At 69.1% G+C, this 18043-nt stretch carries 16 protein-coding genes and 1 tRNA gene; 5 read left to right on the forward strand and 12 right to left on the reverse strand.

Annotation, left to right across the window (positions count from 1 at the left end; genetic code table 11):
- Positions 1 to 33: 33 nt before the first annotated feature.
- The gene (locus H8B22_RS03365; protein WP_187712713.1) at positions 34 to 2187 is read right to left on the reverse strand and encodes a RelA/SpoT family protein; all 2154 of its coding nucleotides are present in this window, start codon (positions 2185 to 2187) and stop codon (positions 34 to 36) included.
- Between the two features lie 104 nt (positions 2188 to 2291).
- Between H8B22_RS03365 and H8B22_RS03370 the strand changes: the two genes are divergently transcribed.
- The 3 genes from H8B22_RS03370 (at position 2292) to H8B22_RS14820 (ending at position 3776) form a co-directional block, all read left to right on the forward strand.
- Positions 2292 to 2753 (forward strand): hypothetical protein, encoded by a 462-nt coding sequence (locus H8B22_RS03370; RefSeq protein WP_187712714.1) that lies wholly within the window; start codon positions 2292 to 2294, stop codon positions 2751 to 2753.
- On the forward strand, positions 2753 to 3226 hold the full coding sequence (locus tag H8B22_RS03375; RefSeq protein ID WP_187712715.1) for a hypothetical protein: 474 nt from the start codon (positions 2753 to 2755) through the stop codon (positions 3224 to 3226). The genes H8B22_RS03370 and H8B22_RS03375 overlap by 1 nt, the downstream gene beginning before the upstream one ends.
- Positions 3227 to 3287: 61 nt before the next feature.
- On the forward strand, positions 3288 to 3776 hold the full coding sequence (locus tag H8B22_RS14820) for a hypothetical protein (RefSeq protein WP_225876266.1): 489 nt from the start codon (positions 3288 to 3290) through the stop codon (positions 3774 to 3776).
- Positions 3777 to 3799: 23 nt separating this feature from the next.
- Here H8B22_RS14820 and hrpA read toward each other — a convergent pair whose 3' ends face one another.
- A complete protein-coding gene (gene hrpA, locus H8B22_RS03385; RefSeq protein ID WP_187712716.1) occupies positions 3800 to 7936 on the reverse strand; it encodes an ATP-dependent RNA helicase HrpA in 4137 nt (1378 codons plus the stop codon).
- A gap of 86 nt (positions 7937 to 8022) precedes the next feature.
- On the opposite strand from hrpA, the gene H8B22_RS03390 reads away from it, so the two are divergent.
- Both H8B22_RS03390 and recQ read left to right on the forward strand, forming a co-directional pair.
- Complete coding sequence (locus H8B22_RS03390; protein ID WP_187712717.1) at positions 8023 to 8559, forward strand: Dps family protein; 537 nt, start codon at positions 8023 to 8025, stop codon at positions 8557 to 8559.
- A 130-nt stretch (positions 8560 to 8689) separates the two neighbouring features.
- Positions 8690 to 10495, forward strand: coding sequence for a DNA helicase RecQ (gene recQ / locus H8B22_RS03395; protein WP_187712718.1), 1806 nt, complete (start codon positions 8690 to 8692; stop codon positions 10493 to 10495).
- A 100-nt stretch (positions 10496 to 10595) separates the two neighbouring features.
- Here the strand turns inward: recQ and H8B22_RS03400 are convergent.
- The 10 genes from H8B22_RS03400 to ybgC all read right to left on the reverse strand — a co-directional run bounded on the left by H8B22_RS03400 (position 10596) and on the right by ybgC (position 18002).
- Positions 10596 to 10671, reverse strand: a tRNA-Lys gene (locus H8B22_RS03400).
- Positions 10672 to 10766: 95 nt separating this feature from the next.
- Complete coding sequence (gene queC / locus H8B22_RS03405) at positions 10767 to 11465, reverse strand: 7-cyano-7-deazaguanine synthase QueC (protein ID WP_187712719.1); 699 nt, start codon at positions 11463 to 11465, stop codon at positions 10767 to 10769.
- 51 nt (positions 11466 to 11516) lie between these two features.
- Complete coding sequence (gene queE, locus H8B22_RS03410; RefSeq protein WP_187712720.1) at positions 11517 to 12203, reverse strand: 7-carboxy-7-deazaguanine synthase QueE; 687 nt, start codon at positions 12201 to 12203, stop codon at positions 11517 to 11519.
- Positions 12204 to 12259: 56 nt separating this feature from the next.
- A complete protein-coding gene (ybgF, locus tag H8B22_RS03415; RefSeq protein WP_187712721.1) occupies positions 12260 to 13084 on the reverse strand; it encodes a tol-pal system protein YbgF in 825 nt (274 codons plus the stop codon).
- Positions 13085 to 13165: 81 nt separating this feature from the next.
- A complete protein-coding gene (gene pal, locus H8B22_RS03420) occupies positions 13166 to 13684 on the reverse strand; it encodes a peptidoglycan-associated lipoprotein Pal (RefSeq protein ID WP_187712722.1) in 519 nt (172 codons plus the stop codon).
- 160 nt (positions 13685 to 13844) lie between these two features.
- On the reverse strand, positions 13845 to 15179 hold the full coding sequence (gene tolB / locus H8B22_RS03425) for a Tol-Pal system beta propeller repeat protein TolB (RefSeq protein WP_187712723.1): 1335 nt from the start codon (positions 15177 to 15179) through the stop codon (positions 13845 to 13847).
- Between the two features lie 137 nt (positions 15180 to 15316).
- Positions 15317 to 16231, reverse strand: coding sequence for a TonB C-terminal domain-containing protein (locus tag H8B22_RS03430; protein ID WP_187712724.1), 915 nt, complete (start codon positions 16229 to 16231; stop codon positions 15317 to 15319).
- Complete coding sequence (tolR, locus tag H8B22_RS03435) at positions 16228 to 16683, reverse strand: protein TolR (protein ID WP_187712725.1); 456 nt, start codon at positions 16681 to 16683, stop codon at positions 16228 to 16230. Before tolR ends, H8B22_RS03430 begins: the two co-directional genes overlap by 4 nt.
- Positions 16684 to 16803: 120 nt before the next feature.
- Positions 16804 to 17598 (reverse strand): protein TolQ, encoded by a 795-nt coding sequence (tolQ, locus tag H8B22_RS03440; protein ID WP_187712726.1) that lies wholly within the window; start codon positions 17596 to 17598, stop codon positions 16804 to 16806.
- A complete protein-coding gene (ybgC, locus tag H8B22_RS03445; RefSeq protein WP_187712727.1) occupies positions 17595 to 18002 on the reverse strand; it encodes a tol-pal system-associated acyl-CoA thioesterase in 408 nt (135 codons plus the stop codon). The genes tolQ and ybgC overlap by 4 nt, the downstream gene beginning before the upstream one ends.
- Between the last annotated feature and the right edge of the window lie 41 nt (positions 18003 to 18043).

Consider the following 18043-nt stretch of genomic DNA (forward strand, 5'->3'; position numbering starts at 1 on the left):
GGTCCGTGCGCTGGCACGACGAAGCCGCCGCACTCAGCTGCGCTGCGCGTGCGCGACCCCGGGCAGCGACGACAGCTTGCCCAGCAGGGCCGACAGCTGTCCGTAGTCGTTCACCCGCAGCCGCGCGCGCAGGCGCACGTGCGCGCCGTTGCGCTCCAGCTGGCTGCTGATGCTGGTCACGTGCGCGTTGGCCTGGGCAATGACGTTGCTGACTTCCTTCAGCAGCCACTTGCGGTCGAGCGCCAGCACTTCGACATCGACCTCGTAGCCGCCACCCTTCTGCCCCCACTCCACCGGCAGCACGCGCTGCGGCTGCGCCGCGGCCAGGCGCAGGTAGGACGCGCAATCGGGCCGATGCACGCTCACGCCGCGGCCGCGGGTGAGGTAGCCGACGATGGGCTCGCCCGCCACCGGCTGGCAGCAGCGCGCCAGCTGCACCAGCAGGTTGCCGACGCCTTCGACGGTGAATTCGGTGCGGCGTTGCGGGATCTTCCGCGGCGCGCGCGACACCGGCAGGCCCGTGGCCGGTTCTTCGGGCGTGTTCGCGGCGCGTTCGAGCTCCAGCAACGCGCGCCCGACCTGATGCGGGCCGACGTCGCCCAGCGCGACCAGCACGTGCAGGTCGCCGTCGCTGTCGACGTTGAAGCGCTGGTGCACCGGCGCGAGGTCGGCGCCGAGCACGCCGAGCCGGCGCAGCTCCTTGTCCAGCAGCTCCTTGCCTTCCTGCTCGTTGCGCGCGCGATCGAGCTTGTGGAACCACGCGCGGACCTTCTCCCGCGAGCGGCTGCTGACGAGGAAGCCGTTCGACGGCAGCAGCCAGTCGCGTCGCGGCGCCTCGGCCTTGCCGGTGAGGATCTCCACGCGGTCGCCGGTGCGCAGCTTGTAGTCGAGCGGCACGATGCGCCCGTCCACCTTCGCGCCGCGGCAGCGATGCCCGACCTGCGTGTGCACGTGGTAGGCGAAGTCGAGCGGCGTCGCGCCGGTGGGCAGGTCCAGCACCTCCCCTTTCGGCGTCAGCACGTAGACGCGGTCCTCGACCAGCTCGCTGTCGAATTCGCCGCTGAGCGCGCCCTCGCCTTCGCCGTGCGCCTCGAGCAGCTTGCGCATCCACGCGATCTTGCGGTCGAACGCCGCGTCCGCGCTGTGGCTGCCGACTTCCTTGTACTTCCAGTGCGCGGCCACGCCCAGTTCGGCCTGGCGATGCATGTCGGAGGTGCGGATCTGCACTTCCAGCGTCTTGCCTTCGGGGCCGATCACCGCGGTGTGCAGCGAGCGGTAGTCGTTGCGCTTGGGGCGCGCGATGTAGTCGTCGAACTCGCTAGGGATCGGCGCCCAGGTCGAATGCACCACGCCGAGCGCGGCGTAGCACGCGGCGATGTCGTCGACGAGCACGCGCACCGCGCGCAGGTCGTACAGCTCGCTGATCGGCACGTCCTTGCGCCGCATCTTCTTCCAGATGCTGTAGATGTGCTTGGGCCGGCCGGCGACGTCGGCGCGCACGCCCTGCGCCTCCATTGCCTGCTGCAGCGTGCGCTTGACCGCCTCGATGTAGCGCTCGCGGTCGCCGCGCTTCTCGTCGAGCAGGCGCGCGATCTGCTTGTAGGTGTCCGGTTCCAGGTAGCGGAACGCGAGGTCTTCCAGTTCCCACTTCAACTGCCAGATGCCCAGGCGGTTGGCAAGCGGCGCGTGGATGTCGCGGGTGAGTTCGGCGAGCGCGCGTTGCTGCGCTTCCGGCAACGCAGCGGCGTTGCGCATCCGCGCGAGCTGGCGCGCCAGCAGGATCGGCACCACGCGCAGGTCACGGACGATCGCCAGCAGCAGGCGACGCAGGCCTTCGTTGCTCGCGTGCGAGCCGCGCTCGGCGTGCAGCGACCACACCTGCGCCGCGGCGTTCTGCCCCTCGACCAGCGCCGCGACGGCCGGGAACTGCTTCTCGAACTGCGCCGCGCCCTGCGACGGCGGCGCATCGTGCAGCAACGCGGCGGCAACGGTCTCGCCGTCGGCACCGAGGCGGGCGAGCAGGTCCAGCGTGACGGCGGTGATCGCGGGCGCGTCGCGCAACGCAACCGCCTGCTCGCCGTACGCCGATTCGAGCGCACGGCGCAGCGGCGGCGCGAGGGCCGCGGCGGCATGCGTTGCAGCCGGTAGCATCAGCAGTTCGTCGAGGCGCAGCGAAGCGGAAGCCATGGGGCGTTGCGATGAAAACGTAGCGACCGGTCTACACTAGCCCCCAACCGCCCGGAGGAACAGCCATGCCCAGGACTCGTCTGCGTCCATTCTGGAATTCGCTCATGCTGCTGGCGCTGCTGGCATGTGCGCCCGCAGCTTTCGCGCAGCCGCCGATCGAGCAGCAGATGACGCCGGAACAGTTCAAGGCCGCCGGCCTGGACAAGCTGTCGCCGCAGGAGCTGGGCAAGCTCAACGCGTGGTTGAACAACACCCTCGAGGTCGAAACCACCAAGGCCGCCGAACTGGCGAAGGACAAGGTCCAGACCGAGAACCGCGGTTTCGCCAGCTTCGGCAAATCCGATCCCATCGTCGCCCGCATCAGCGGCGAGTTCCGCGGCTTCGGCCGCGGCCGCAGCTGGACGCTGGACAACGGCCAGGTGTGGGAGCAGGTCGACGAGGCGACCCTCGCCGGCGCGCGCATGACCGCTCCGCAGGTGAAGATCAGCCCCAGCCTGATCGGCAACAACTGGCAGCTGCAGGTCGAGGGCTACAACAAGCGCGCGGCCGTGCGCCGGGTGAAGTGATGGCGACGATGCGACGCGCCCTGCGCAGCCTCGCCTGCGCGCTCGTGCTGGGCGGCGGCCTGGCGGCAGCGCCCGCGTTCGCCGAGCGGCCCTACGTCGCGATCGAGCAGCGCCTCTCCGCGGAACAGATGCAGGCCACCGGCCTGGATCAGCTGTCCGCGGAACAGTTGTCGCTGCTCAACCGCCTGCTCAGCGTCGAGCAGACCGCCGTCGTCGAGGAAAGCCGGCGCGAACGCACCCTGCCACCCGAGCCGGTCACGAGCGCGGTCAAGGGCGAGGTCCGCGGCTGGGAAAAGGGCACCGTGTTCGAACTGGAAAACGGCCAGCGCTGGCGCGTGATCGAGGGCGACTACTACGCGACCAAGCCGCTGAGCAACCCGAAGGCCACCGTGCGCCCGGGCGTGTTCAGCAGCTGGTACCTGCAGATCGAGGGCATCGGCATCGGTGCCAAGGTCAAGCGCGTCACCCCCTGAAACACGGCTGCAACACTCGCCCGCCAACATGCCGTGTTCGCTGCACGCCGGAGGCGCTTCCATGTTCCGCAAGATCTGTCTGGCGACCGCACTGGCGGTCGCGATCGGCGCCACTACCGGTGCCCTGGCGCAATCGGCACAGGTCGATATCGAGCAGCGCCTGAGCGCGGACGAAATGCACGAAGCCGGGCTCGATACGCTCACGCCCGTGCAACTGGCCGCACTCAACCGGCTGCTGCGCGACAAGCTCGCCACGCCCGCTTCCATGCCGAAGCAGGCCGCGGCCGACAGCGGCGAGGCGCCGCGCGGCTACATCGGCCTCGATGACGCGCCGATCCACAGCCGCGTGCGGGGCAGCGTTGCCGGCTGGGAACCCGGCACCGTGTTCGTGCTGGAGAACGGCCAGCAGTGGAAGGTGCTCAAGGGCCAGATGAAGCTGCGCCAGGCGCTGCAGGATCCGCCGATCGTGGTCGTTCCCGGCATCGCCGGGCGCTGGTTCCTGCAGGTCGACGAGGACATGCCGAAGGCGCGCGTCTACCGCATCGACTGACGCCGCGCCCTGACGCGTCTTACTCAGCGCCGCAGCGCGGACAGTCGCTGGGCGAGCTTCTTCGGCGACACCCCGCCGCGCGCACCCAGTTCCTGCGCGAACAGCGAGACGCGCAGTTCCTCCAGTTCCCAGCGCAACGCCTGCCAGTCCGCCGCACCGGCGGCGCCACTGGCGACTGCATCGACCAGCGCGGAAGCGAACGGCGCCAGTTCGAGCATGCGCGCCTGGTCGCGGGTCGGATCGCGCAGCGCGCGTTCGCCGCGCAACGACAACGCCTTGAGGTAACGCGGGTACTCGCGCAGCGCGTCGGCGGGCACGTCGCGCAGGAAACCCGGCGGCGTCAGCGTGGCCAGGTGCGCGCGCATGTCGTCGAGGTTGCCGCTGGCCCAGCCCATCAGCGGCGATTCCAGCTTCGCACGCACTTCAGCCACGGCGGCCAGGATCACTTCGGCCTGGCGCAGACGCTCCATCGCTTCGGGAAACAACTGCTTCGCGACGGCATCACGACGCTCGGCAAAGGCCGCAGCGTCGCGGATGTCGTCCAGCCCCTCGCGCGTCAATGCATCGAAGGCGCCGTCGACCAGGTCGGCGCGCAGGCGGTCGCCGTCCTTCAAGCCGTCCACGCGTGGCGACGCGGATTCGATCGCGGCATAGAGCAGGCCGCTCTTCGGCGTCACCGGCAACTGCTTGCGCGCATGCTTGAGCTTGTCGGCCAGCGCGAGCGCGAGCAGCCGGCGCACGCCGCGCGGGTGCGCCTGCCGGGCGACCTCGCGTTCGGCGTGCACGCGCAGCGATGCGCTGGCACCGTCGTCGTGCAGGGCCGGATAGGCGGGCACGCCGCCGGCGCCGGGCACGGACGGCGGTATCGCCGTCTCCGGAAACGCAGTCAATCCGGTCTGCGCCAGGCCGTCGGCCGCCTTCGCCGCGAAAGCGGTCGCGGCGCGCTCGCCGAAGCGGCGGCGCAGCTCGTCGAGGTCGCGGGACTCTGCGAGAACCTGCCCCGCCAACACCGATTTCCCGTCACGGTCGAGCAGGCGCAGGTTGATGCGCAGGTGCGGTTCCAGCGCGGCGTCATCGAAGTCGGTCGCCGCGACCTCCACGCCCGTGAGCTTGCGCAGGAAGCGCGCCAGTTCGCCCACCAGCGCATCCGCCGACGGCTGCGCATGGGCCTCGTGGAAGGCGCGGGCGAAATCCGGCGCCGGCACGAAGTTGCGGCGCAACGTCTTCGGTAACGACTTGATCAGGCCCGCGGCCTTGTCCGCCACGAAGCCCGGCGCGAGCCACGACAGCCGCGCGGGATCGAGCGCGTTGAGCAGGTGCAGCGGCACCGCGACGGTCATGCCGTCGTCGGGCGCGCCGGGTTCGAAGCGGTACTTCACCGCCAGCTTCGCGTTGCCCAGCGTGAGGTAGGGCGGGAAGCGCGCGGCCTCGGTTTCGCCACCGATCATCAGGTCGTCGGACGACCACTCGAGCTTCGCCTTCTCCGGCGCGGGCAGCTTGGCGTACCACGCATCCAGCGCCTGCGCGTTGTGCACGTGCGCCGGCAGGCGGTCGAGGTACCACTGCGCCATCCACTCCTCGTCGACGACGAGGCCGGCGCGGCGCTGCTTGGCTTCCTCTTCCTTCGCCTTCGCCAGCGTGGCTAGGTTACGCGCGAGGAAGGCGCAACGGGTGTTGATCTCGCCGCTGACCAGCGCGTCGCGGGCGAAGATGACGCGGCTTTCTTCCGGGAACAGCGCGCCGTAATGCACCGGCCGCTTCGGCGCGAGCACCAGGCCGAACAGGCTGATCTGCTCGCTGCCGACCACGCGTCCCTGCGAACGCGCCCAGTGCGGATCGTGGTGGCGGCGCGAGAGCAGGTGCGCCAGCTCGCTGATCGCCCAATCCGGTTCGATCGTGGCGTTGGTCAGCGACCACACGCGCTCGGTGTCGAGCAGGGTCGCGGCCAGCACCCACGGCGGCGGCTTCTTTGCCAGCGGCGAACCGGGGAACAACTGGAACTTGCGCCCGCGCGGGCCGTCATAGAAGCCCTTGTCGCCGCGCTGGCCGATCTGCGTGGGCAGGCCGGCGAGCAGGGCCTTGTGCAGCGTGGCGTAGTGGTGCGCGCCGAGACCCTGCGCCCCCTCCCCTGTCATCCCGAGCGCAGCGAGGGGTCTGCTTTCCCTCTGAACTGCACGAACAACAGGTCCCTCGCTGCGCTCGGGATGACGTACTGAGGGCTTCGCCTCATGCTGCCACCCCAGCTCATCGCACAACAGCTTCAACTGCCGGTGCAGCTCGCGCCATTCGCGCATGCGCAGGAAGCCGAGGAAGTGCTTGTCGCACCACGCGCGCAGCTTCGACTGGGTGAGTTCCTGGTGCGCGTCCTGGTAGGCATCCCACAACCTGAGGATGCCGACGAATTCGGAGCGCGGGTCGGCGAACAGCGCATGCGCGGTGTCGGCCGCGGCGCGCTGGTCCGCCGGGCGTTCGCGCGGGTCCTGGATGCCGAGGAATGCCGCGATGGCGAGCATCTCGCGCAGGCAGCCGTGGCTGTTGGCGGCTACCAGCATGCGCGCGAGTTTCACGTCGACCGGCAGGCGCGCCATCAGCTTGCCGGTGGCGGTGAGCTGGCGCCGGCTGTCATTGGCGCTGGCGTCGACGGCGCCGAGTTCGCCCAGCTGCTGCCAGCCGTCGGCAACCGCGCGCGGATCGGGCGGCTCGAGGAACGGGAACTCCTCGATGCGGCCCAACCCCAGCGACAGCATGCGCAGGATCACCCCGGCGAGCGCGGCGCGGCGGATTTCCGGATCGGTGTAGCGCGGGCGCGATTCGAAATCGGCCTGCGAGTACAGTCGGTAACAGGTGCCTTCGGCGATGCGGCCGCAGCGGCCCTTGCGCTGGTCGGCGCTGGCCTGCGAGACATCCTCGATGTGCAGGCGGTCGAGCTTTCCGCGCGGGCTGTAGCGCTTGACGCGCGCCAGGCCCGGATCGACCACGTAGCGGATGCGCGGCACGGTCAGCGACGTCTCGGCGACGTTGGTGGCGAGCACGATGCGGCGCTTCGGCCCGGGATTGAACACGCGGTCCTGGTCGCGCACCGACAGCCGCGCGTACAGCGGCAGCACTTCGGTCTCGCGGTACTTGCGCCGTTCCAGCGCCTGGTGCGCGTCGCGGATCTCGCGCTCGCCGGACAGGAAGATCAGCACGTCGCCACGCGGGTCCTCGCGGGTGATCTCGTCGCAGGCGGACACGATGCCGTCGTTGATGGTGCGATCGCCGCCGCGTCTTTCCTCGGAAAGACGCGGATCCGTACCGTTGCCGCCTTCGCCTTCCAACGGCCGGTAGCGCACGTTCACCGGATAGCTGCGACCTTCGACGTTCACCACCGGCGCGTTGCCGAAATGCGCGGCGAAACGCTCGGTGTCGATGGTCGCCGAGGTGACGATGACCTTCAGGTCCTTGCGCTTGGGCAGCAGCTGCTTCAGGTAGCCGAGCAGGAAGTCGATGTTGAGGCTGCGCTCGTGCGCCTCGTCGATAAGGATGGTGTCGTACTGCGACAGCCAGCGGTCGGACTGGATCTCGGCCAGCAGGATGCCGTCGGTCATGAACTTCACCGCGGTCTGCTCGCCGACGTTCTCGGTGAAGCGGACCTGATAGCCGACGGCGCCACCGAGCGAGGTGTTCAGTTCCTCCGCCACGCGGCGCGCGACCGCGCGCGCGGCGATGCGGCGCGGCTGCGTGCAGCCGATCATGCCGGCGGTGCCGCGACCGGCCGCAAGGCACAGCTTGGGCAACTGCGTGGTCTTGCCCGAACCGGTTTCGCCGGCGATCACCACGACCTGGTGCTGGCGGATGAGTTCGACGATGCGCTCGGCTTCGGCCGCGATCGGCAACGAAGGCTCCACCGGCGCCTGCGGCAATGCCGCTACCCGCGCCTCGCGTTGCGCGACCGACGCCGACAGCGCCTGTGCGAACGCAGCCTGCGCCGGTTCGTCGCCGGGCTTCGCGCTCCAGCGCGACCACAGGCCGTGCAGGCGGCCGCGGTCGCGGCTCAACGCGCCGTCGATCGCGCGCCGCGCCTGCTGCAACGCGGCGTCCTGCGCTGGTGAAGGGGCGCGCGGGCGATCCCGGCCGGCCGGTCGTGACGCGGCCTTGGCGCTTGCATCGATAGGGTTCATCTATTCGAAAGAAAGAAACAGTTGACTTCACACCGTCGGCGGACCGGCCTATTGTCGCCGCTGGCATCCACTACAGGGAGATCCGCATGGCCAAGAACAAGTCGTCCAAGCCCGGCAGCACGAAGGCGGCCCCGGCGGGCAAGACCCTCGCCATCGATATCGGGATCGGCGGTGCGGATCGCAAGAAGATCGCGGAAGGCCTGTCGCGGTTCCTCTCCGACAGTTTCACCCTGTACCTGAAGACCCACAATTTCCACTGGAACGTCACCGGGCCGATGTTCAACAGCCTGCACGTGATGTTCGAAGGCCAGTACAACGAGCAGTGGACCGCGCTGGACGAGACCGCCGAGCGCATCCGTGCCCTGGGCTACAACGCGCCCGGCTCGTACGCCGAATTCATCCGCCTGAGCTCGATCCCGGAAGAGCCCGGCCTGACCGACACCGCCGACTGGCACGAGATGGTGCGCCAGCTGGTGGTGGGCAACGAGGCCGTGGCCCGCACCGCGCGCAAGGTGCTCAAGATCGCCGAGGAAGGCGGCGACGACCCGACCGTGGACCTGATGACCCAGCGCCTGCAGGTGCACGAGAAGAACGCCTGGATGCTGCGCTCCCTGCTCCAGTAAGCCCGCGGCAGTACGCAATACGGGGCCCCGCGGATCGCGGGGCCTTTGTTTTCGGGCCTTGGGAAGTTTCCTAGGCCCACATGCGGCGATGCCTGCTGGGTTTGGGGTAGCCGGGCCGTAAAATGGCCGCATGCACGACGCCGCCCTCGATCTCCTCCGCCGCATCTTCGGCCACCCCGGCTTCCGCGGCGAACAGGCGCAGATCGTCGAGCAGGTCGCCAACGGCGGCGACGCGCTGGTGCTGATGCCGACCGGCGGCGGCAAGTCGCTGTGCTACCAGCTCCCCGCCCTGCTGCGCGAGGGCTGCGGCATCGTCGTCTCGCCGCTGATCGCGCTGATGCAGGACCAGGTGGAAGGCCTGCGCCAGCTGGGCGTGCGCGCGGCGTTCCTGAATTCCTCGCTGGACGCGACGCAGGCCGCCAGCGTCGAACGCGAACTGCTGGCCGGCGAGCTCGATCTGCTGTACGTCGCGCCGGAACGCCTGCTTACGCCGCGCTTCCTGTCGCTGCTCGAGCGCGCGCGCATCGCGCTGTTCGCCATCGACGAGGCCCACTGCGTGTCGCAATGGGGCCACGACTTCCGCCCCGAGTACCGCCAGCTGACCGTGCTGCACGAACGCTGGCCGGACGTGCCGCGCATCGCGCTCACCGCCACCGCCGACGAGCCGACGCGGCAGGAGATCGCCGAGCGGCTGGCGCTGGAACACGCACGCCGCTTCGTCAGCTCCTTCGACCGCCCCAACATCCGCTACCGTGTCGTGCAGAAGGACAACACGCTGCGGCAGCTGCGCGACTTCCTGCTCGCTCACCGCGGCCACAGCGGCATCGTCTACGCCTTCTCGCGCAAACGCGTAGACAGCATCGCGCTGCAGCTGTGCGAACTGGGCATCGACGCCCTGCCCTACCACGCCGGCATGGACGCGGCGACGCGCGCCGCGCACCAGCGCCGCTTCCTGCAGGAAGACGGCGTGGTCATGGTGGCCACGATTGCCTTTGGCATGGGCATCGACAAGCCGGACGTGCGCTTCGTCGCGCACGTCGACCTGCCCAAGTCGGTGGAAGGCTATTACCAGGAAACCGGCCGCGCCGGCCGCGATGGCGAAGCCGCCGAGGCGTGGCTCTGCTACGGCCTGGGCGACACCATCAACCTGCGCCAGCTGATCCTGCAGTCGGAAGCCGGCGAGGAACGCAAGCGCCTGGAACTGCGCAAGCTCGACGCCCTGCTCGGCTATTGCGAATCGACCACCTGCCGGCGGCAGTCGCTGCTGGGCTGGTTCGGCGAGGCGCATGCGGGCGGCTGCGGCAACTGCGACAACTGCCTGGAACCGCCGCAGAGCTGGGACGGCACCATCGCCGCGCGCAAGGCCTTGTCGTGCGTGTACCGCAGCGGGCAGCGCTTCGGCGCCGCGCACGTCATCGACATCCTGCGCGGGATCGGCACCGAGCGCGTGCTGCAGTTCGGCCACGACCAGCTGAGCACGTGGTCGATCGGCAACGACCTGGACGAACGCCAGTGGCGCAGCGTGTTCCGCCAACTGGTGGCGCAGGGCCTGCTCGAAGCGGACGTCCACGGCGCCCTGCACCTGACCGAATCCGCCGGCCCGGTCCTGCGCGGGGACACCACCCTGCACTTCCGCACCGAGCAACCCAAGCCGCCACGGCGCCGCCGCGAGCGCGGCGCCAGCACGACGGACCAGGAGTTCGACCTCGCCCCCGATGCCCTGGTCCGCTTCAACGCATTGCGGGTCTGGCGCGCGAACACCGCGCGCGAGCAGAACGTGCCCGCCTACGTGATCTTCCACGACAGCACGTTGCGCACCATCGCCACCCACGCACCGGATGACCTCGACGAACTGGCGCGCATCCCCGGCATCGGCGCCAGCAAGCTGGACCGCTACGGCGAGGATGTGCTGCAGCAGTTGTTCGATGCGGCGTGATGCTGCACGCGCGACGGCGCGTGCAGCGTGCCCCGCCCCACGAGGCGGGTCCCGCGTTCTCAAGCGTGTGGGCGACCAACAGACTCAGTCTCGCCGTGGTTGGTGGGTCGTGATGGATTCGAACCATCGACCAGCGGATTAAAAGTCCGATGCTCTACCGACTGAGCTAACGACCCACGGATGCAACAAGCGGCGTCACAACCGGCCTTGCGCCGGGGTGCGCATTCTAGCGCAGGCGCGCCCCGATGGTCAGACCGTCACGCACGCGCCCTCAGGCGTAACGGGTCGGATCGGCAACCCCGGCCGTGGCAAAGCCTTCGGCGCGCAGGCGGCAGGCGTCGCAATGGCCGCAGGCGCGGCCGTCGGCATCGGCCTGGTAGCAGGACACGGTCTGGCTGAAGTCGACGCCCAGGCGCAGGCCTTCGCGCACGATGTCGGCCTTGCTCAGGAACTGCAGCGGCGCATGCACGCGGATGCCCGCGCCTTCGACGCCGGCCTTGGTCGCGAGGTTGGCGAGATCCTGGAACGCAGCGATGAACTCCGGGCGGCAATCCGGATACCCCGAGTAGTCGACCGCGTTGACGCCGCAGAAGATGTCGCTGGCGCCCAGCACCTCGGCCCAGCCCAATGCCACCGACAGCATGATGGTGTTGCGCGCCGGCACGTAGGTGACCGGAATCGCGTCCTTGGCGGCGGCGACGCCGACGGCATGCCCATCGGCGTCGGTGGGGACCAGGATCGCCTCGTCGGTCAACGCGGAGCCGCCGATGCTGCGCAGGTCGACGTTGACCGTCTTGTGCGCGACCGCGCCGAGCGCCTGCGACACGCGATCGGCCGCGTCGAGTTCCGATGTGTGGCGCTGGCCGTAGCGCACGCTCAAGGCATGCACGGCGAAACCCTGCTCGCGCGCGATGGCGATGACGACGGCGGAGTCCATGCCTCCGGAAACGAGGACGACGGCGTTTTTCATGTGTGTTTCCGAAGTGCTTCTTGAAGCGGGAAAGCGGAGCGGAGCGCAGTATCAGCGACCGCGCTCGTCGTTCCACAGGAGCTTGTGCAGCTGCATCTGGAAACGCACCGGCAAATGGTCGGCGACGATCCAGTCGGCCAGTTCGCGCGGCGTGACCTGCGCAAAACTCGGCGAGAACAGCACCTCGCAGGTCCCGGCGAGGCGGTGTTCGGCGACGATCGCCTTCGCCCAGTCGTAGTCCTCGCGCGAACAGAGCACGAACTTCACCTGGTCGTGCGGCGTCAGCAGCGGCAGGTTCGACCACAGGTTGCGGTGCACTTCCGCCGAGCCCGGCGTCTTGATGTCGAGCACGCGCGACACGCGCGGATCGACCTCACTGATGTCGATGGCACCGGAGGTTTCCAGCGAGACCTCATAGCCGGCATCGCACAGACGCTGGAGCAGGCCGATGCAGCGCTTCTGCGACAGCGGTTCGCCACCGGTGACACAGACGTGGCGCACGCCGTGCTTCGCGACCTCGGCGAGGATGTCGTCGATCGACCACCACTCGCCGCCGTGGAAGGCGTACGCCGTATCGCAGTACTGGCAGCGCAACGGGCAGCCGGTCAGGCGCACGAACACGGTGGGCCAGCCCGCATGGCGGGCCTCGCCCTGCAGCGAGAGGAAGATTTCTGTGATCTTGAGGCGTTCCGCGGAGGCGGACACCTCGCTGGAAGCGCCCTGCAAAGCGGCGTTCATGCCGCCATTGTAGCGTGCGGGCCCGGACGGCCCGCCCGATCAAACGACCGGTCCGCTCACTTGTTGCCGAGCTGGCCCAGCTGGATGGCGTTGAGGCGGTCGGCGGCGGTGCGGGCGGCATCGGTGCCCGGATAGCGGCTGGTCACCTGGGCCAGGGTGCGCTGCGCGGCTTCGAACTGGCGCGCGCCGTACTGCGACAGGCCCACCTTCAGCAGCGCACCCGACGCCTTGTCGTGGGTCGGGTAGCGGTCGAGCAGCGCCTGGAACTGTTCCTGCGCCAGGGCGTAATTCTGGGTGACGTAGTAGCTCTCGCCCAGCCAGTACAGCGCGTTGGGCGTGTAGCTGCCATTGGGATGCTGCTGCAGGAAATCCTGGAACAGCGTGGCCGACTGCACGTACTGGCCGGCCTTGAGCGCACTGAAGGCGGCGTCGTAGGCGGCGCGTTCGCCGGCGCTCTGCGCGATGGCGCCCTTGTCGCCGTACACGGTGGGTGCGTGGTCCTGCACGGTCGGCGTCGCGGTCACAGCCGCAGGCTTGCCGGTGGTCGGCGTCGCCGGCTTGCCGGTCGCCGCCGCCGGGGTGGCAGGCACGGGGCCCGCGCCTTCGAGGCGGTTCAGGCGATCGTCCAGGTCCAGGTACTGCGCCTTTGCGGTCGACTGCAGTTGCTGGTTCTGCTGTTGCAGTTCCTCGACCTGCGCACGCAGGGCCTGCACTTCCGAACGCAGCTGGGTGAGCTGGTTCAGCAGGTCGACATTGGCCTGGTTGTTGTTCGCGCGGGCCTCGAGCGCGGCGACGCGGTCGGCCAGGCTGACGCGCTGGGCGAAGGCGGGCGTGGACGCGAGGGCGGCGAGCAGCAGCGGCAGCAGGATTCGAAGGCGCATGTCGGATTGGACCGTCGGGAACGAAAAAGTTCGCACCGTTGAACTCCTCCCCCGCAATGCGGGGGAGGAGCCGTTCACGGCTTACTTCGCGGTGTAGACGATCTCGACGCGACGGTTCTTCGCCCAGCAGTCTTCGCTCGACTCGGTGCAGGTCGGGCGCTCTTCGCCGTAGCTGACCACGGTGATCTGGCCGCCCGAACCGCCGTTGGCCTGGACCGCCGACGACACCGCGTTGCCGCGGCGCTCGCCCAGGCCCTGGTTGTACTCGCGGCTGCCGCGCTCGTCGGCGCTGCCTTCCAGGGTCATGCGCGAGGACGGACGGTCCTGCAGGTACTTGGCGTGGCAGGCGACGATGGCCTGGAACTCGGGGCGCAGCGCTTCCTGGTCGAAATCGAAGTAGACGACGCGCTGGCGCAGGCAGGCGTCGGTGTCGAGGTCTTCCGGACCGTAGGCGCCCGGGGTGGTCGGGGCCGGCTCGGTGGTCGGGGCGGTGGTGGAGGGGCCGGTGTCGGCCGGCGGAACTTCCTTCACCTTCTTCGAACAGGCGACTGCCGTGGCGCACAGGAGTGCGGCGACAAGAATGCGAGTGGTGGTGTTCATGGCTTTCCTCGTCTATGAGCGTGAAGCGGGGGGTGCGGGAGATGTCGCGAGCATCCGTACGAGCATCCAAGCGGGTCCAACTAGACTACCAGTCAACATGAACAGGGGAGCGTGACGGAAGTGGCACGGTCCGGGAACCGGCGCCAGCCACCCTTGCCGCTCACCTGCGGGCGCGGTACGGCCCCCACGCCGGCTCGCGCACGTCGCCATCGGCCAGCACCAGGCGCTGGCGGACGCGCGCATCCGAGGACACGGCGTAGAGCACGTCGCGGCGTCCCTCGCGCGCGGCGTACAGGATCATCATTCCGTTGGGGGCGAAGCTGGGCGATTCGTCCAGCGCGCCCGGCGAGAGGTTGCTCCACGAGCCGCCGACGCCGCGGTCCATCATCGCGATGCGGTAGCCGCCGCTGGTCTGCTGCGTGGTCGCCAGCTTCTTGCCGTCGCTGGAAACGGTCGGATCGGCGTTGTAGGCGCCCTGGAAGGTCACCCGCGTCGCCCCGCCGCCGGAGGCCGGCACCTGGTAGATCTGCGGCTTGCCGCCGCGGTCCGAGGTGAAGTACAGCGTGCTGCCGTCCGCGCTCCACACCGCCGAGGTGTCGATGGCGAAGTGGTTGGTGATCTGGGTCAGCGCGCGGCTGCCCAGGTCCATCACGTAGATCTCGGGATTGCCGCCCTTGGACAGGGTCAGCGCCAGCCGGCGCCCGTCCGGCGAGAACGACGGCGCGCCGTTGATGCCGCGGAACTTGGCGACCAGCTCGCGCGCGCCCGAGGCGATGGTCTGGATGTAGATCGACGAATTGCCGCCTTCGTAGCTCACGTAGGCGAGCCGGCCGCCGTCCGGGCTCCACGCCGGCGACAGCAGCGGCTCGGACGAGCGCACCACGGTCTGCGGGTTGTAGCCGTCGCTGTCGGCGATCATCAGCGCGAAGCGCATGGCCTTGCCGGTGCCGGTGGCAGTGACGTAGGCGATGCGGGTGTAGAAGGCGCCGCGGATGCCGGTGACCTTCTCGTACACGGCATCGGCGATCTGGTGGGCAACGTCGCGCATCGCGTTGGCGCGTGCGCTCAGCGCGAAGCCGAGCAGGCGTTCCTTGCGCGCCACGTCGAACAGTTCGTATTCGACGCGATAGGCGCCGTCGCCGGCATCGAGCACGCGCCCGACCAAGATGTAGTCCTGGTTGAGAGCCGCCCACGTCGGGTAGTTGACCTCGCTGCCGCGCGAGGGGCGTTCGACGATGTCCTTGTCCGGCAGGCTGCGGAAGGAACCGGAGCGGTTGAGGTCCGCGGCCACGACCTTGGCGACGTCGGTCTGCAGCGTGGCGGGGCCCTGCATCGGAATGACCGCGATGGGCACCGCGGAGGCGTTGCCGCCGACGATGTCGATCTCCAGGCCCTGCTGGGCGCTGGCGGCAACGGGCAGCAGGAGCGCCAGCAACGCGCCCAGCCAGCGCAGGGCGGAACGGGTCGGACCGGTAGGCGGCGAGAGTGGCTTCATCAGCGCTCCAAGCTTGGGGGAAGGGCTCAAGGGCGGTCCGCTCGCGCGGCCTCGTTCAGTTTCATCATTCTTAACAACAGTTTGGTTAACGCCACCTCAAGCCGGGACGACCAGACCTGAATGGGCAAACCTGTGCGTCAGCGGTCTTCGGCGCGGAAGTTGAGGTTGAGGTTGCGGGAAAACACCGATTCGAAGCCGGCATACGGCAACGGCTGCGCCTTGAGCACCGCCGCCTCGATCGAGCGGCGCCCCTGTTCGTCGTACGAACACGGCGAAGACACTTCCACGCCCATCACCTGCCCGCCCGGCAACTGGCGGATGCTCAGCCGGCACGCCGCGCCGATCGGCACGGTGTCCGGCCGCGTCCATTTGGCGAGGATCGCCGCCTGCAACGCCGCGGCATAGCGCGCCTTCAGGCCGTCGTCGACTCCGTTCGCGCCGGAAGCGGTGGCGTCGTTCTGCGCGGCGGCTTCGGCCGCGTTGCTGGCGCGTGCGTTGGCCAGCTGCGCCAGCCGCTGTTCGGCCAGGGCCGCTTCGCGCGCCGCGGCGGCCTTGCGGCGGCGGATGTCCTCGAGCTGCTTCTGCCGCTGGATGTCCTGCTCGACCATGCGCATGTTGCGTTGCACGGCCTCCTGGCGCGCCTGCTCGGTGAGGTCGACCTGCTCCTGGCGGCGCTTGGCTTCCTGCAGCTTCTTTTCTTCCGCGGGCGTCGGCGTCGGTTGCTCGGTGACGGCGTCCTGGCTGACCTCGTCCGGCACCGGGATGAAATCCTGCGGCTTGGGCTGCTGCTCGACGGGTTCGGGCAGCGGCTCCGGCAAGGGCTCGGGTTCGGGCTCCTCGACCGGCAATGGTTCGGGCTGGCGCTGCAGCGTGCGCCGCATCGCCGACGACAGCTGGCTGGCGTCCATCAGTTCGGCGGAAATCGCCCCGGCCGCCGCGGGCGTCGCGCTGCGCGTCCACCACAGGCCGATGAACAGCACGGCGAACAACGCCAGGTGCAGCACCAGGGCGAGAACGAAAGCCTGCGCGGTATCGGCAGGAGTTTCCTTCATTTACCGCTACCCGGGCTTGCGGCGCCCTTGGGATCGCTCATCAGACCGATCTTCTTGACGTTGGCACGCTGCAGCAGCTCCATCACGTTCATCACGTCCTGGTACCTGCCCTCGCCCTGCGCCGCGACGAAGATCGATGCGTCCTTGTTCTGGCTGACGATGGCGCGGATGCGCGCTTCCAGCGACTGCGCGGTCATCGCCTCGTTCTTGCCTGCCTTCACCGCGAGCGCGTAGCTGCCGTCGGGGTAGACGCTGACCACGATCGGATCGTTCTTGGCGTTGACCGACTTCGCGTTGGTCTGCGGCAGGTCGACATCGACACCGAGCGTCAGCAGGGGCGCGGTCACCATGAAGATCACCAGCAGCACCAGCATCACGTCGATGTACGGCACGACGTTGATCTCGGCCTTGAGCTTGCGCTTGCGATGGCGGCGCATGGAAAGGACGGTCATGCGGATTTCCTGGTTGCGGTCGCGGTCATGGCGTGGGGCCCGGTGGCTGCAACGGCCGTGCGCTCGGAATGGGGTTCATCCCTGCCGGCCGCTCGCGTGGTTTGCACACGGGCCTGCCGGTTATTCGTCGGCATGCGCCTGGCGTTGCAGGATCGAGGAGAACTCCTCGGCGAACGCGTCGTAACGCACCGCCAGGCGCTCCACGCCGTTGGCGAAGCGGTTGTAGGCCCACACGGCCGGGATCGCGACGAACAGGCCGATGGCGGTGGCCAGCAGCGCCTCGGAAATGCCCGGCGCCACGTCCTTGATGCCGACCTGCGCGCCGCTGGCGAGCAGGCCGTGCATGGTCACCATGATGCCGAACACGGTGCCGACCAGGCCGACGTAAGGCGCGGTCGAGCCGATGTTGGCGAGCAGTTCGAGGTTGTGCTCCAGCCCGTCGATCTCGCGCGAACCGGTCGCGCGCATCGCGCGTTGCGCGCCTTCCAGCTGCGTGCGGGTGTCCACGCCCTTGCGCTGGCGCAGGCGGCCGAATTCGCGGAAACCGGCCTCGAAGATCGCTTCCATGCCGCCGATCGGGCCGCGGCCCTGGGTCGCACCGGCGTAGAGCTTGGTCAACTCGGCGCCCGACCAGAAGCGCTCTTCGAAGCGTTCGGCTTCCTTGTGTGCGCGGGCGATGACGCTGCGCTTGCGGAAGATGATCACCCACGACACGAGCGAGCCGGCCACCAGCAGCAGCATGATCAGCTGCACCGGCAGGCTGGCGTCAAGGACGAGGCGCAGCAAGTCGAGGTTCGCGCTGGCCGCGGCGGCGCCGCTGCTGGCGCCGTCGGCGAGCGCGGTGGCCTGCGCCGGGGCGTCTTCCGGAATGGCTTCCACGGTGGCCTGCATCGCCATGAGAATTGCGGGGGTCATGCGTCGTTCTCCACCAGTGCGTTCAGTGCGTCGTACAGCGGTTGCGGGATGGGGGTCGGGCGGAAGTCCGTGCCCAGCGCGGCGACACGGACCGTGGCGGTGAGCAGCAGGTCGTCGCCGCGGCGGATTTCCTGGCGGAAGATCACGCTGGCGCGCCGGCACTGCTGCAGGCCTGCGGTCACGGCGAGCGCATCGTCCAGCCGGGCCGGCTTGAGGAAGTCGATCTGCATCGCACGCACCGCGAACAACAGGCCGTGCTCACAGCGCAACCGTTCCTGCCCGTAACCCTGGGCACGCATCCATTCGCTGCGCGCGCGCTCGAGGAACGCCAGGTATTGCGCGTGGTACACGACACCGCCTGCGTCGGTATCTTCCCAGTAAATGCGGACGGGGTGGCTGAACATGCGTTAAGAATTCCGGGAGTGTGGACGCGCGCGGCGCGATG

This window comes from Lysobacter terrestris, from assembly GCF_014489475.1.
In the GTDB taxonomy this organism is placed as follows: Bacteria; Pseudomonadota; Gammaproteobacteria; order Xanthomonadales; family Xanthomonadaceae; genus Agrilutibacter; species Agrilutibacter terrestris.

Coding starts and splice junctions, on each gene's coding strand:
- H8B22_RS03365 (WP_187712713.1), bottom strand. CDS start 2,187: ATGGCTTCCGCTTCGCTGCGCCTCGACGAACTGCTGATGCTACCGGCT.
- H8B22_RS03370 (WP_187712714.1), top strand. CDS start 2,292: ATGCTGCTGGCGCTGCTGGCATGTGCGCCCGCAGCTTTCGCGCAGCCG.
- H8B22_RS03375 (WP_187712715.1), top strand. CDS start 2,753: ATGGCGACGATGCGACGCGCCCTGCGCAGCCTCGCCTGCGCGCTCGTG.
- H8B22_RS14820 (WP_225876266.1), top strand. CDS start 3,288: ATGTTCCGCAAGATCTGTCTGGCGACCGCACTGGCGGTCGCGATCGGC.
- hrpA (WP_187712716.1), bottom strand. CDS start 7,936: ATGAACCCTATCGATGCAAGCGCCAAGGCCGCGTCACGACCGGCCGGC.
- H8B22_RS03390 (WP_187712717.1), top strand. CDS start 8,023: ATGGCCAAGAACAAGTCGTCCAAGCCCGGCAGCACGAAGGCGGCCCCG.
- recQ (WP_187712718.1), top strand. CDS start 8,690: ATGCACGACGCCGCCCTCGATCTCCTCCGCCGCATCTTCGGCCACCCC.
- queC (WP_187712719.1), bottom strand. CDS start 11,465: ATGAAAAACGCCGTCGTCCTCGTTTCCGGAGGCATGGACTCCGCCGTC.
- queE (WP_187712720.1), bottom strand. CDS start 12,203: ATGAACGCCGCTTTGCAGGGCGCTTCCAGCGAGGTGTCCGCCTCCGCG.
- ybgF (WP_187712721.1), bottom strand. CDS start 13,084: ATGCGCCTTCGAATCCTGCTGCCGCTGCTGCTCGCCGCCCTCGCGTCC.
- pal (WP_187712722.1), bottom strand. CDS start 13,684: ATGAACACCACCACTCGCATTCTTGTCGCCGCACTCCTGTGCGCCACG.
- tolB (WP_187712723.1), bottom strand. CDS start 15,179: ATGAAGCCACTCTCGCCGCCTACCGGTCCGACCCGTTCCGCCCTGCGC.
- H8B22_RS03430 (WP_187712724.1), bottom strand. CDS start 16,231: ATGAAGGAAACTCCTGCCGATACCGCGCAGGCTTTCGTTCTCGCCCTG.
- tolR (WP_187712725.1), bottom strand. CDS start 16,683: ATGACCGTCCTTTCCATGCGCCGCCATCGCAAGCGCAAGCTCAAGGCC.
- tolQ (WP_187712726.1), bottom strand. CDS start 17,598: ATGACCCCCGCAATTCTCATGGCGATGCAGGCCACCGTGGAAGCCATT.
- ybgC (WP_187712727.1), bottom strand. CDS start 18,002: ATGTTCAGCCACCCCGTCCGCATTTACTGGGAAGATACCGACGCAGGC.